14 protein-coding genes are annotated in these 15,002 nt (G+C 28.2%); 8 read left to right on the forward strand and 6 right to left on the reverse strand.

Translation table 11 applies throughout. The annotated features are described in order from the left end of the window. Nucleotides 1-4 precede the first annotated feature (4 nt). The 4 genes from TL18_RS04520 (at nt 5) to TL18_RS04535 (ending at nt 3,769) form a co-directional block, all read left to right on the forward strand. Entirely contained in the window at nt 5-895 is an 891-nt protein-coding gene (locus TL18_RS04520; protein WP_067041966.1) for a zinc ribbon domain-containing protein, read from the forward strand. 145 nt (nt 896-1,040) lie between these two features. Then, nucleotides 1,041-1,208: a hypothetical protein gene (locus tag TL18_RS04525; RefSeq protein WP_231483670.1), complete on the forward strand. Its 168-nt coding sequence runs from the start codon at nt 1,041-1,043 to the stop codon at nt 1,206-1,208. 379 nt (nt 1,209-1,587) lie between these two features. Next, entirely contained in the window at nt 1,588-1,902 is a 315-nt protein-coding gene (locus TL18_RS04530; protein ID WP_067041971.1) for a nucleotide pyrophosphohydrolase, read from the forward strand. 1 nt (nt 1,903) lies between these two features. Further along, nucleotides 1,904-3,769, forward strand: coding sequence for a DUF2075 domain-containing protein (locus TL18_RS04535; protein ID WP_082706380.1), 1,866 nt, complete (start codon nt 1,904-1,906; stop codon nt 3,767-3,769). 388 nt (nt 3,770-4,157) lie between these two features. On the opposite strand, the gene TL18_RS04540 is transcribed toward TL18_RS04535, so the two are convergent. The 5 genes from TL18_RS04540 to TL18_RS04560 all read right to left on the reverse strand — a co-directional run bounded on the left by TL18_RS04540 (nt 4,158) and on the right by TL18_RS04560 (nt 7,129). Beyond that, entirely contained in the window at nt 4,158-4,484 is a 327-nt protein-coding gene (locus TL18_RS04540) for a hypothetical protein (RefSeq protein WP_067041973.1), read from the reverse strand. 281 nt (nt 4,485-4,765) lie between these two features. Continuing rightward, nucleotides 4,766-5,176, reverse strand: a complete 411-nt coding sequence (locus TL18_RS04545) for a hypothetical protein (RefSeq protein ID WP_156064592.1) — start codon at nt 5,174-5,176, stop codon at nt 4,766-4,768. A 56-nt stretch (nt 5,177-5,232) separates the two neighbouring features. After that, complete coding sequence (locus TL18_RS04550; protein ID WP_067041977.1) at nt 5,233-5,802, reverse strand: hypothetical protein; 570 nt, start codon at nt 5,800-5,802, stop codon at nt 5,233-5,235. Nucleotides 5,803-5,811: 9 nt separating this feature from the next. After that, the gene (locus TL18_RS04555; protein WP_067041980.1) at nt 5,812-6,960 is read right to left on the reverse strand and encodes a Ger(x)C family spore germination C-terminal domain-containing protein; all 1,149 of its coding nucleotides are present in this window, start codon (nt 6,958-6,960) and stop codon (nt 5,812-5,814) included. Nucleotide 6,961: 1 nt separating this feature from the next. Beyond that, a complete protein-coding gene (locus TL18_RS04560) occupies nt 6,962-7,129 on the reverse strand; it encodes an AbrB/MazE/SpoVT family DNA-binding domain-containing protein (RefSeq protein WP_156064595.1) in 168 nt (55 codons plus the stop codon). 139 nt (nt 7,130-7,268) lie between these two features. Here TL18_RS04560 and TL18_RS04565 point away from each other — a divergent pair, with 139 nt between their 5' ends. After that, nucleotides 7,269-8,267 (forward strand): DNA cytosine methyltransferase, encoded by a 999-nt coding sequence (locus TL18_RS04565; RefSeq protein ID WP_067041986.1) that lies wholly within the window; start codon nt 7,269-7,271, stop codon nt 8,265-8,267. On the opposite strand, the gene TL18_RS04570 is transcribed toward TL18_RS04565, so the two are convergent. Next, nucleotides 8,264-8,992 carry an Eco47II family restriction endonuclease gene (locus TL18_RS04570; RefSeq protein WP_067041989.1) on the reverse strand — a complete coding sequence of 243 codons (729 nt, stop codon included), beginning with the start codon at nt 8,990-8,992 and terminating at the stop codon, nt 8,264-8,266. The genes TL18_RS04565 and TL18_RS04570 overlap by 4 nt on opposite strands. 214 nt (nt 8,993-9,206) lie before the next feature. On the opposite strand from TL18_RS04570, the gene TL18_RS04575 reads away from it, so the two are divergent. From TL18_RS04575 to drmA, 3 genes are read left to right on the forward strand one after another with little or no spacing between them, the layout of a single operon-like run. After that, a complete protein-coding gene (locus tag TL18_RS04575) occupies nt 9,207-10,850 on the forward strand; it encodes a hypothetical protein (RefSeq protein ID WP_156064598.1) in 1,644 nt (547 codons plus the stop codon). Next, nucleotides 10,837-11,124, forward strand: a complete 288-nt coding sequence (locus tag TL18_RS04580) for a hypothetical protein (protein ID WP_067041994.1) — start codon at nt 10,837-10,839, stop codon at nt 11,122-11,124. Before TL18_RS04575 ends, TL18_RS04580 begins: the two co-directional genes overlap by 14 nt. Beyond that, on the forward strand, nt 11,125-15,000 hold the full coding sequence (drmA, locus tag TL18_RS04585) for a DISARM system helicase DrmA (protein WP_067041995.1): 3,876 nt from the start codon (nt 11,125-11,127) through the stop codon (nt 14,998-15,000). Nucleotides 15,001-15,002 lie beyond the last annotated feature (2 nt).

Genomic DNA, 15,002 nt, shown 5'->3' on the forward strand with positions numbered 1-15,002 from the left:
TAGTATGAGCACTGTAAACATTAATAAAGATTCTGAGGAAATGATATCTCAATTGCCGGGCTTTGATTTAGATATGGCTAGAAAAGTAGTTGAAGCCAGAGAGAAAGGTATCGTTTTTTCATCAATTGACGAGTTAGCTACTTTTTTACAATTAAAACCTCATATTATTCATAAATTGGAAGGTTTAGTCTCCTTTGAGCATGAAAATGTCATTAATTCTCCAAATATTAATAATGTAAAAAAAAGATCTCATAAAGCTCGTGTATTGGATTTTAATGTAAATTCTAATAATGAACAATCAAATGAAAATACAGATAATTTAGAATCTGCTGAGAATCAGGATAATGTACAGTCAGATGTTAATGGGGATACTTTTGAATCTGCTGAGAATCAGGATAATGTACAGTCAAATGAAAACACAGTTATTATGACCTCAAATAGCAGTATTAATATTGTGCAGTCAACAAATGGAAATACGGAGATTATAAGGTCTAATGGAATTCATACGTTTAGAATCTGTCCAAACTGTAAAGAAGAAAATGAGTTAGGAAATAAATTTTGCATATCCTGCGGTGCTAACTTACAGAATGTAAATTTAAATGAAAATCATAAATTTAAAATCTGTCCAAACTGTAAAGAAGAAAATGAGTTAGGAAATAAATTTTGCATATCCTGCGGTGCTAACTTGCAGAATGTAGGTTTAAATGAAAATCATAAATTTAAAATCTGTCCAAACTGTAAAGAAGAAAATGAGTTGGATCATAAATTTTGCGTATATTGTGGAGTTAAATTCACTGAATCAAACTCAAATGGAAATGTTAATGATTTAAATAAACCAGATTCATCTGCATCTGGTATAAATAATAATCATAAATCACGTAAACTTGATTTTTAATTTGAAATACTTATTCTATTTAATAAAATTTACATTGTTGTAAATATTTTATTATATGGCCAAATGATAAAAATAATAAAAGGTTATATTAATTATTATATACAGGTTGTAATAGCTGGCCAATATAAATAATACCTCATCCTACATGGATGAAGCTAAAAAGCAGATTATCAAAAAGTCCAATTATACCTATAGCGATGCTCTTGAAGTTTCAGCTTATCTTATTGAAGTTGGTAAGTTCGAAAGATTCTACAAGGAAATGCAAATCCACGATTTTCAAAAGGAACTTGATGAAATGGATGACGATGAATAACTTCAAAAAATATATCTCTCGTATATAACTCTTCAAAAAAACTATTTGATTGTAAATTGGATTAATAAAATTCATTATTTCTTTTATATTTTTTATATAATTTGATAATATTTCATAATCATATATTATGTTATTAGAAAAATCAAACCTGTAAAATTTTACATACTCTTTTTTTTACATTAATGTTACCTTTTTCCTTTCTAAATTCACATTTGAAAAGGTTTTCATATAGCTATCGGTATTTTAAATACTCTTTTATTTTAAAAAACATAGCCTTAATGAAAAATCCACATCATTTAAATCAATCAAATTTATTATAATAAAAAGTAAATATTGTTAAATAGATAAAATATTGTGTAAAAATTAAAAGGTCACTTTTATGGAAGAATTATATAATGAAATAATTAAATTTCAAAAAGAAAGAGATTGGAAAAAATTCCACACTCCAGAAAACCTAGCCAAATCAATCTCAATTGAAGCAGCTGAACTTCTAGAACATTTCCAGTGGGGAAAAGAATATGAAATTAGTGAAGTTTCAGAAGAACTTGCAGATGTTTTGATTTATTGTATATATATGGCAGATAGCTTAGATTTGGATATTAAAGAAATCATTCTAAATAAAATGGAGAAAAATGCCATAAAGTATCCTGTTGATAAGTCAAAAGGCAATGCAACAAAGTATACGGAGTTTTAACATGATTGTTTATGAAGCTACAAAAGCAGAATTTGTCGATTCGGTCTTTTCAGGTTCAATAACTGATGAGATTTATGAAATGTATCAACAAAAGATTGGCAAGTCCGGAAAATCACAGATTATGTCCTGGGAAAACTCAATGCAGTATATGTATAGGGTTTTAGAAGATAAAGAAATTCCCGATGACTGTGGTGTAGCTATTGAGTTTACGATTCCAACAACATCGAAAAGAATAGATTTTATAATAACTGGATTGAATCAATTTCAAGATGATTCTGTTGTAATAATTGAGCTCAAGCAATGGTCTGAAGCATATAAAGTCGATGGAAAGGATGGTGTCGTTAAAACCATTTTAGGAGGGGGTTTAAGGGAAACTACACATCCGTCTTATCAAGTTTGGTCTTATGCCTCTTTAATAAAAAACTTTAACCAAACAGTTGATGAGGATGAAATCGGCCTTTATCCATGCGCATATCTGCACAATTATGACTTCAGTGATGATGATCCGTTAACCGATGAAATCTATAAGCCTTATTTTGATGAAGCGCCATTGTACGGTAAAAGGGATGCTTTGAAATTAAGGAATTTCATTAAGAAATATATCAAATATGGTGACAATTCGGACATTTTGGTTCGAATCGACAATGGGAAAATCCGGCCATCAAAAAAGTTGCAGGATACCCTTTCAAGCATGCTTGACGGAAATAAGGAATTCATCATGATTGATGAGCAAAAAATTGCTTATGAATTAGCTGTTAAAATGGCTCGTGAGTCTTATATTGATGATAAAAAGAGGGTATTGATTGTTGAAGGAGGTCCTGGAACGGGCAAGTCTGTTGTTGCTATCAATTTGCTTGTTGATTTGATGGCTGACGACATGATATCATTGTATGTCACTAAGAATTCCGCTCCGAGAAACGTGTTTTTTGAAAAATTGAAAGGCGGGAAAAGATCCTTAAGCTATTTGAAAAATCTGTTTAAGGGTTCAGGTTCATTTACAACTTCTGAAGCTAATGAGTTTGATGCAATAATTGTTGATGAGGCTCATCGTCTGAATGAAAAATCCGGTTTGTTTTCCAATATGGGTGAAAATCAGGTTAAAGAGATTATTAATGCTTCTAAATTTAGTGTGTTTTTCATTGACAGGCATCAAAAGATATCTCTGAAGGATTATGGCAGTGTTGAAGCTATTTATGAGTTTGCTTCATATTTTGATGCTGAAGTTGAGCATATTAAACTGGAATCACAATTCAGATGCAATGGATCTGAAGGTTATTTGTCATGGTTGAATGATGTGTTGGAGATTGAAGAGACTGCAAACTTTGACGGCTTTGACTTTGACTATGATTTTAGGGTTATGGATTCACCTTCAGAATTGAGAGATTTGATTTTTGAAAAAAATACTGATAATAATGCCAGACTGCTGGCCGGTTACTGCTGGAACTGGATAAAGGAAGGTAAAAACAATACTGATGTTCATGATATTGTAATCGATGACTTTTCAATGAGCTGGAATCTGGGAAATTCCGATACCTGGGCTATTGATGAGGATTCAGTAAATGAAATAGGGTGTATCCATACATCACAAGGGTTGGAGTTTGACTACGTTGGTGTTATAATTGGGGAAGATATGAGATTTGATGGTGAACATATTGTAACAGATTTCAATGAGCGTGCCGGAACTGACAAGTCACTTTTTGGGATTAAAAAGATGTATCGGGAGAATCCTGAAGAAGCTTTAGAAGTTGCAGATGAGATAATAAAGAATACCTATCGTACATTAATGACTCGCGGAATGAAGGGGTGTTATGTTTATTGTGAGGATATGTTGCTTCAGGCTTATTTTAAGGAAAGATTTAATAAGTAAATATTTTTTAGATTTAATATATTTTATCATACCAAAATCATTGAATTTTTTTTTACCAAAGATTACATCAAGCGGATTCAATTTAATCAATTTTTCCTTCAAGAATTTAATCTATCATTATGCTCGTGGATAGGTTGTATTTGGATTTTTTGGGAGAGGTTATTATTTTTCTTTTAGCATTGGCCATTCAGGGTATAATTGCTCTTCAAGAGATACAGAATCGATTTATTATTCTAATTTTAAAGATCAATACTTTTCATTGGAGAAATTGCTTTTTTATTTTTCTTAAGTTTAATTTTTAAAGAAAATTTATTATATTTGACACATATTAAAGTCAATACTCAAATTTATTTATAATTTAATAGTTTTATTATTAAAGAGAAAAAATTTATAATTCATTTGATTGACAAATCTTTAATTGATAATTCTTATTATCTTTATTTTTAATCTCCTCTAGGGATTGCATAGCTATTCTATTTTCAACATACCATTTCGGATGTTTGACTTTAATCTGATTTATTTCAGATAATTCATCAATTAGTACTCTAAATATATTATATATTTCCAATACAATTTTATTTTGCTTTTGAAGATATTTTATATGAAATTCGTTATCTCTAATGTTATGGGAAGGTTTAGATCTTTCGCTTCTTACTTTATTAATAACCTTTATGGTTTTTTTGATGGTGTCTTGAGATACTCCAATTTCACCCAACCATTCTTTAAATAGAGATATGGTTCCTTTTTCTTTCTTTTTTGTTCCATCTTCATTAGTAAATTCAATTAAATCTAATTTCCCTTCAAAAAAATTTTTTGTTGAGGTTATCTGAAAGCATTATGTCAAATATTTTAATAAAATTTCCGTATTCTTTTCGAGTAGATAACACTAAAATATTAAATTCAATTGGTGGTTTTTTATTATAATCTGATTTAAATAATGTAACGTCATTATCTAAGCATAATTTGTTAATTAGTTCTATTTGATATAATATTGCACTAAAAACAGAGGGGGTCTGGCCATTCCCCATCATTCATAGATTTTATATATGATGGATTAATATATGTTTTCTTTTTAACTTCGTAAACACTGAATCTTTCTTGCATTTCAGGATGTAAATCATATAGTTCTTTTAAAAGTACTGCAAAAATTCTTTCATTGTTTTCATCAAATCCGAGACCCACATTATCCAAAATAAATTTAAATTTTTCATCAAGTGTTTCTGTATTGTCATACTCTTCTGTAATATTTATATTATATTTAAAAGAATTGTTGCTGATAACATATCGCGGGTCATCAATAATATTTCTTAATAAATCAGCTTCAAAGTAAACAAGCTTATAGGGACATTTTCCATTTAATTTTTGAGTGTAATGCCCTTCAATCATTGTTTCTCTCCTTGGTTCCATATTATGCGATATAAATAATTTTATTTCGTTATCTTATTTTTATTAATAATAACTTCTTATTTATTAAGTTTTTTTAAGTACTTATTTGTATCTTTTAGTTCATCTTTAATTTTAGTTAAAGACATTTCTACAGAATCTGATTCTGATGTAAGATAAGAAACACTTTTTATATAACTCAAATCACTGATATATTCTCTTTTTATTATATCATTATAAATGTTTGTGAAAGAAATAATGAATTTATATTTAACTGGTTTATCTTCTTTTTTTAAGTAATCAAACCCCATATCAAAGAAAGCTTTAATTTGGTAATTTGGTGGTAAAAATGAAATTTCCTTTAAATGTTCGTAATCTTTATCATGCGAATCTTTTAATTCAGGTTCAACTTCAATAGATATGTCTTTAGCAACTGTATTCCCTATGTTTTCAACAATTAAATACATTCTATTATTTTCCACATTAAAATACATTATTACTTCAGCAGAATTAGCTTCAACACGTGTTTTCTTCATTTCTTCAACAGATTCATTTGTTGACTGAGCCATTTTATATGTTGCAACAGCCATAAACCCAGTAACAATTGTCAGAATAATATCTATAATAATTGAAATTATATTTAAATCCATTTTTTCACCTTAAGTATCAGCAGGCATATGAAATATTAAAACTGCAAGTTTTATTTTGCGACTTTTATCCCCGTTTAGATGGAATGTGTAATTGAACCATGATTCTCCAGAGGATTCATGTTCTTTAAGGTAGTTATTGTGTTTTTTTGTCTTTATTTTTATTTGTTTGAGGACAGGATCAATCTTTTTGTTATCGACAAATATTACTAATGCAGTTTTTGTATCTCTCCATGTTAAATAACTTAATAATTGATTAATTGCGGCACAATAGGATTTAATTCCCCTCCAAAATTTACATTCTGCAATAAAAATATTAGTATTTTCATGCCTTATTAAAATGTCTGTTTTACCTTTTTTATTATATGTTTCTCCAGTAACTGATTCATTAAGAATGGGGGTTAGTGTTGATATAAATTCATCTCTTAATTCTTCTTCATTTTTGCCAGTATATGTTGAAGGTAATCTTTCTAATGATTTGCCATAATTATAAATTATTTTTAATATTTCATTATAATCTTCTGGAGTGATTATAGGTTCTAATTCATTTTCGTTTGGTTTGTGTTTAAAAGGTAACGGTTTATTTTTTTTAAAGATTGGCACGGCATAAGTTTGTGATTCATTTTTGTTTCTTAATGGAATTCCGAGAGATTTTAAATCATTCCTATGTTTAATTATTTCAGTTTTGTATTCTTTAAAAATGTTGGATATTCTAATTGGTAATGAAGAATTATATTCATTTATCTCTTTCTCTAAGTTTTTATATTGGTTTTTAATTTTCCTTTCTTGTTGATCTTTATAATTTCTAATCATTTCAGCATCGGTGTATGGAATATTAAAACAAACACAATTTTCATTAATGAATACTGTGACTGTGAATGAATAATGGTTGGGTCTAAATTTTAATATTTCTTTGTTTCCTCCGAAAGGTAGGTAATATGTTAGGATATTGTTAGTTGAGTCTATGCTTCCTTTGTCAAAATAAAACGTTATTAAATCGGATTCATATTTTTCCAATAAATAATCAAAATATTTAGTTTCATCAACATTAAGAATATAATCTTCTGGCTGGTTTCTTATTTCATTATAAAGTTGCTCATATTTATTTCTTGCATAATCACTAAAGTAATTTTCTGTGTTAAATATATCAAATTCATACATATTATCTCTTTATTATTTTTAATTCCAATTGTTCTGTTTCAGTATCTAATATCCACTCTAATGTATCACCGGATTCAATGTTCAATGCTTTTACATATGTTTTAGGTATTGTTGTAATGAGTGAAATCTCACCTTGATTTCTTACTTTTGTTTCTTCATTAATTTTCATAATATTAATTTTCATTTTATATTAAATAACACTTTTGATTTATTTTAGTAGTTAAAAAAGTAACACTTAAATATCATTGGGTAGATATTATATACTATGTAATACATAATATAATTTGTATTTGTATGGATGTGATAATATGAAAGTAATAGAATTATGTGCAGGTGCAGGTGGATTGGCACTTGGATTTGAAAAAGCAGGTCTAGAGCATGAATTACTTGTTGAAATAGACAAAGATTGTATTGCAACATTACATAAAAATAGACCTGACTGGAATGTACTTCATGCAGATATAAAAGAAGTTGACTTTACTAAATATCATCCAGATATAGTTGTGGCAGGACTACCTTGCCAGCCATTTTCTTACGCAGGTAAAAAATTAGGCTTTGACGATACTAGAGGAACATTATTCTTTGATTATGCAAGATGTCTAAAAGAAACTAATCCAAAAATGTGCATAATTGAAAATGTAGAAGGATTAGTCAGACATGACAAAGGACGAACCATGGAAACAATAGTAAATGTATTGGAAAATGAATTAGGTTATGATGTCCAATATAAAGTGCTAAATGCCGTAGATTATGGTGTAGCTCAAAAAAGAAAAAGAATGTTTCTTGTAGGAACAAAAAAAGGCGTAATCTTTAACTATCCAAAAAAAGTCAAAGGAAATCCTGTCCTCAGGGATGCTCTTAAAGATGTTCCAGAATCTGAAGGAACCGAATACTCCGATAAGAAAAAAGAGGTTCTTGAATTAGTTCCTCCTGGTGGTTGTTGGGTTGATCTTCCAGAAGATGTTCAAAAAGAATATATGGGTAAAAGCTTTTATTCTGGTGGTGGAAAACGTGGAATGGCAAGAAGAATCTCATGGGACGAACCATGTTTAACATTAACAACTTCTCCATGTCAAAAACAGACAGAAAGATGTCATCCGGAGGAAGTAAGGCCATTTACTGTAAGAGAATATGCAAGGATACAATCATTTCCAGATGATTGGGAGTTTGAAGGGGGAATAACATCTAAATATAAACAAATTGGAAATGCGGTGCCAGTTAAAGTTGCTGAAGCAGTTGGTCTTGAAGTGATTAAAGCATTAAACGGTGAAAATAAAAGAAAAGAAGGTCAAACAACTTTAGTTTAATCTTTAAATATTAGTTGTTTGTATTTTTCAAATACTATTTGGTCTTTTGGGGTTAAAATGTGTTTGTTCTTTTTAATATCATTTATTGCTTTTGGAAGGGCATCAAATAATTGTTCAAAAGCAGTTTCATCTCCAGTAACTAATGTATAAACATCTTTTCCAGCAATATTTCTAATATTGTCATTTACTTCATGTACAACATTTTCTTTATTGTCTCTATACACCCAAGTTTTATCAAATGATTCATAATTTTGTGAAACTATATAAGCCCAATATATTTTAGCATTTGGATATTTTTCAGCTAGTTCTTCACATTTAAATCGAGTATCTCTTAAAGAACTTGAATTCATTGTATTATATTTATTTTTTAATTCAATCCATATAGTGTTATCTTCTTTTTTCAAGTCCATTCCTGACGGGTCTCCCCTTCCAAGATTTACCCATCCATCAACACGTCCTAAAAGATTTTGGTGGAAATCACCAACACGATTACTTGCAGTTTTATCATGTTGTCTAGGTATTTCAAAATTAATCCAATCACTTAAACTGAATCTATTGGAGTAAATATCAAATAATGTTTTAAATTGGTCGATGGTTTCTCTACTATTACTTAAAACTTCCCAAGGGTGTTTTGATAAATCTTCATCAGTTGCATAGGCATCTACAACTTTTTTTACTTCTTCTAGAAATATTTCATCTGAAACAAAAGTTACATATTTGTTCATTTTATCACTTCAAAGTAAATATTGCTAATGGTTTATTTTATTTTGGTTTTGCTTTAAATAGTTTTATAAAATTTATTTTTTCTTATTTTCTAAAAAGTCCCAATATAATTTGAAATAGTAAGTATACTTTATTTATCAAAGTATTTTTTATAAAAAGTTATATTCAATGAAAAATATACATCTATATAAACATAGGTTATATGTTGTGAATATTATGGATTTTGAATTAGTTGATTATGACGAGTATTTTCCTCGATTAAGAAAATATTTTTCTTGTTATTTACGAGGTAGAATGGATTATCAACATTTACATCCTAAAACTAAGCAACCAATTTTTAATTCACAAATTCATTTTTACAATTTAGATGTTGGCCATTCAATTTATTTTTTCAATAATGAAGGTTTTACTTATTTTGGTTTAGGTAGAGAAATAGAGGATTTTGCTAGTTTTAATGCCATTAAATTAACTACACATTTAAATTATCAAATTAAAGTTAAAGATGCAATACATTTTGCAAAAGATGAATTGAACAAAATATTTTTAATAATGCCAATTAACTATGATTTATTGTCAGATAAGGAAATATTTTCTCTAAAAGATAAAAATGAAATAATTTTAATTGATAATGTGGAATATATTAATTTTGGTGAATTAAAAAGAGGCATACATATATTAAGAAATATCCGTAATTTCATGGAACATATTACTGTTAATCCACAATATACTTCTTTTTTAAAAATAGTTAAAGTTAAAATTTTATATAAATTTTCAAAAGATCCTAACTTTTGCCCTTCCTGTGATAATCTGATAGCTAAAAGCTATGAAAACAATGAAATAATAAAAAATCTTGTTGGTGATAATCCTAAAATTTGTGCCGATTGTTATTCAATGAAATTAATGGATTATTTCTTGTCTAAAGCAACAGATATTTTTTTAAACAGATATTATCTTGAAATATTAGCAGAGAATACTTTGGATATAAAATTTTATTTGAATCTTTTTGATAAATATGGAATGTTTGATGAAAATGGTTTTTTAGAGAAAACTTCAACCCAAAGTTCTTTTGTTCCACCAAAATATCAATTAAATACTCTTTTTTTAGAAACAATGCAATCATATATTGACTTAATTAATGAAAGGACTATGATTTGTGAGGGAGATAAATTATCTGATTTTGAGTCTACTCTTTTAAAAAATAATTTATCTTATGCTGAAGGATTTGAAATAAAAAATCAAGTTGAATATAAGGTTCTATCAGGTAAACTTAAATTAGGTGGAGGTAAATACAATAAACGGATTAATAAAGAAATTAAAAAGAAGATTAATGAAAAATCTAATTCTAAAAAAAATGCAGTAAATGTTTTTGAGATAATAGAAATATTAAATAGAAAAACATTGAATTCTAAAGGTGAATTGAATGACGATTTTAGAAATAATATAACTTCTTTTGATTTAGATGAATCTGTTTGTTGGAAAATAAGGGATGAATTGATAGATGGAATCAATAACAGAACTATTGAAAAAAATCATTTTCCAAAAGTATTTAATAAGGCATGTAATGAAGTTATTCAAGAGGAATTAAATAAGATATTTACAAAAAAAGAGTGTTATTGTGTTGATAATTCAGTATATTTAAAAACAGTATTAAATCAAAAAGAAATGGGGGATTTTGTTAAAAATTTAAATTCAATTAATGATGCATTGGAAATAAATAATTTTAATCTTTTTAATTTGAATAATAATTTTTTTAAGATTATTTTAGACTTTAAGATTATTAAAATAGATGTTTTAACTGATTTTCTAGATAATTTTGGATTTGATAAAACAGTATTATATTGTGATAATGGAGAGGGTTAAGATTACAACACAGGATAAAATTTTTTATAAAATAGATTCTAAAGAGTCATGTAAAGTTATTTTAGAATCTAATCTGGATAAAAAAGATTTATTTTTGGATATTATTGAGTTATTAGATGATTACTCAAAATTTATTTCTAAAATTATTATTCATAAATCTTTAGATGAACATTTTGAATCACAAATTCAGATTACAGTTTCGAAATCTAAAATGGAACCATTAGTGAAAAACATTCGAAATTTAAATTATAAAGAATTGAGTGAGGTTAATTAGATGTCTGACCGTGAATTAAGAAAAGAAATGATAATGGGAGTTATTGATGAGATGCGGGGGCCTCGTTTTAACATTAATGAGGTTGTAAAATATAATCCTGCAACTGAATATCTTGTCGGTACTGTGATTCCAATGAATTGGAAACCTCCAATTAAAGATAAAAGAACTATGGATGACTTAGGTTCCGAAAATATTAATGATATTGATTATGTTGGATCTGATGATTCAAATTCTGGAATAGATAATGTTTTGGGAAATAATTCTCCAATTTTAAACCCTAATTCTCAAATTAGGTCTTTTGGTCTTTCGTTTATGGTAAATTCTCAAGAAGATATATCATTGGATATTTGTGTTACTTGGGGAAGATATTTTAAGGACAATGATTCGGAAGAAGGATTTTCATTAAATGGTGTTTTGAGTAAAAGACAATCTGACGATATACTGTGGAAAAGAGAATCGTTCGGTGAAGTACGTAAGGTTAATGTAGATGATTCATTTAAAAATGGTAAAAAAATACCAGTGTATGAATCTGATGATGGGTCAATTAATTTATTTATTAAACGTCAGGAATTAAATGAAAATAAATCCCATATTTCAATTTATTTAATAAACAACTTGATTGTAACAACTAACAAGAAAAAATCTCGTCCTGAAACACAAGATTGTTTGTTCCAACCCTCAATTAGAGTAAATTTAAAAGATTCAAAAAAACTCGTTGGCATGGATACTTTTGCAGAGTCTAGTGATGAATTAGATTTTTTATATAGAAATAAACAAGTTTTGGCTACTGGACATTTATGTTCTGTGATTTGGAAGGATATTGATTATTATGATGAATTTAAGAATCTTAAAAATTTAATTTGGCCAGATGAATCTGCAATTGATAATTCTCAAGATTTCACTGAACCAACTATAAGGACGGAATTTTTACCATTATATCCTATTAACTTGCCTGAGTTTGATATAAAAGAGAACAATTTAGAATTACGAGCTAATAAATTAGCATATCTGACACAAAATGAATTATATGATAATTTATTAAAGTTATACAGTTCTTATTCAGATTGGATAAATAAAAATGTTTCTAAACGGAAATCATTACAAGATAAGTATCTTAAAATTTCTAAAGATATAATTGATAATGAAAAAGAAGCATTATCTCGTATTAAGGAAGGTATTGAATTAATTAAGTCAGAAGAATTGGTTTATTTGGCTTTTTGTTTTGCAAATAAAACTATTAATCTCCAAGATGAATGGAAACGAGGAATCAACACTGGGGTGAATGTTTATTTAAGTGATGAATGTGATGAAGATGCTTTTAAATGGAGAGCATTCCAATTAGCTTTTATTCTAATTAATCTAGAATCAATATGGAATAAAGATTCAAAAAACAAATCCGTTCTTGACTTGTTATGGATTCCAACTGGAGGCGGTAAGACCGAAGCATATTTAGGTATAATGGCATTTACTATGGCATTAAGAAGGTTAAAAGCTAAACATGGTTTAAATAAAGAAAAAACTGGTGCTGGCGTTTCAATAATATCTAGATATACCTTAAGGTTACTCACCGTTCAACAATTTAGAAGAACTCTAAGAATGGTTACTGCTGCAGAATATTTGAGAGTTTATAAGTCTTATGGTAAAATTGGTTGGAGAAATTCAAATACGATTTCAGAAGATTGTATTTATGGTTCTGTAAGATTTTCTGTTGGTATGTGGGTAGGAGGCTCTGTTACTCCTTTACATTTAAATAAAAAGGACATTGGGGCTATTGACATATTGAAATCTGAAGGCTCTGAAGGTTATGGAAATCCTGCTCAAGTTATGAAGTGTCCTGTTTGTGGATCGTGGTTAGCTATTCCTGAGGAAGGATTAACTGATATTAAAAATCATGTCCATATTGTTGTTTACAGTAAGGATTATAGTAAAGATGAGATTCAGAAGAATATGGACGAAATTCGAGAAAATTTTATTGGAAAGATTAAAGTCACTGACAAAACTAATAAAAAGGGTTATTTTACTATTTCAATATGTTTTAATCGTAAAGTTCAACATGATGAGTATGAAGATTTGATTGACTATATTTATGATTGTTATGAACCCGTTTCATTAAATAAAATGTCTCCGGGTTATATTAAAAGTCAAGGAAAAGTTGGTGGACGTCAAAGACCTGAAACTGATTATGAAATATGGTGTACAAATCCTAAATGTTCATTAAATCATGATTGGAAAGAAGGAGTTCCATTATCAAGTAATGATGTAGAATTTCCTGATGGTAATTATTTAAGAATATTGGAAAGTCCTTTTAAAAATAATTCTAAAATACCTATTCCCGCTTATTTGATTGATGAACATGTTTATTATAGATGTCCTACAGTAATTGTTAGTACTGCCGATAAAATAGCTAGATTTGCATTTGAACCAAGAGCGGGATCAATATTTGGTGTAGTTAATAAATATCATAAATATTATGGTTATTATCGTAATGAGCTATTGCCTGAAAATCATTCTGGACGTGTTAAAGATGATTTTGTTGAAATTAAATCATTGCTTCCGCCAGATTTAATTATTCAAGATGAACTGCATTTGATGAATGGTCCATTGGGCAGTCTTTTTGGACTTTATGAAAATATGGTTAATGCAATTATTGAAAAGCAAGGAGGTAATCCAAAATATATTGCTTCTACTGCAACAATTAATAATGCTGAAAAACAAGTAAAATTGTTATTTTCCAAAAAAGTATCCCAATTCCCACCCTATGGATTAGATATTTCAGATAGCTTTTTTGTTAAAGATTTTTCTAATGAATATGGCAATATGTGGGATGAAAACAATCGTGGTAGAGTTTATATGGGTATTTATTCCTCAGGATTTGGACATTTTACTCATCAAATTAGATTGTACTCTAGATTGCTAAGTGTTGCTAATGATAATTTGGAAAATGATAAACTCAAGTATTATTGGACTATCGTAGGCTATTATAATGCAATTAAAGAGTTAGGTAGTGGTGTTGCATTATATAAAGATGATATTTTATCAAGACTTAAAAATATTTCTTATGATCCATTTACTAGGAAATTAAAACCTGAAGATGATAATTTAGAGTTGTCAAGCCGTATTGATTCAACTAATTTACCAATTATTTTAGATGAATTAGAACGGGATGGGGATAATAAACCTCCAAATTATAATGCTATTTTCACTACTTCTATGTTTGGTACAGGTGTAGATATTTCTCATTTATCAATTATGATTATGAATGCACAACCTAAAACAACTGGTGATTATATACAAGCTACAGGACGTATTGGTCGTAATCATGGGGGTTTAATTATAGACTTATTAAGATCAGGTCGTCCGAGAGATTTAAATCATTATGAATTATTTTCTTCATACCATTCTAGAATAAATCGGGAAGTAGAACCAATATCCGTTTCTCCATTTTCAGAGGGGTGTTTGTTGAGAGGTTTAGGACCTTCTTTAGTATCATTTTTAAGGAATGTTGGGGGTACTGAATTTAATTTAGATGACAAACCTGAAAATATTAGTTCAAATTGTTCTAATGAGTATATTGAATTATTTAAAGAAAGTACTGCGGAAAGATTAAGTAATATGAAATTTTCTGATAAAGAAATTCAGAATATTTTAACAAAAATTGATGAAGGTGTGTCTAATTGGAAAAACCTAGTTACGAAAATGAATAATGGCGGTAACATTTTGGAATATTATGAAAAATTTAGCAACTTCCATCCTCCTTCAAAAAATGTTGTTTTAGGTGACCCAGCACATGATAAAATTGATGAATTAGAAGTTGTATATAAAAATGCTCCAATGTCTCTTAGAGATATTGAAGACACATTGGAATTCTGGGTGTAAAT

Source organism: Methanobrevibacter sp. YE315 (assembly GCF_001548675.1).
In the GTDB taxonomy this organism is placed as follows: Archaea; Methanobacteriota; Methanobacteria; order Methanobacteriales; family Methanobacteriaceae; genus Methanocatella.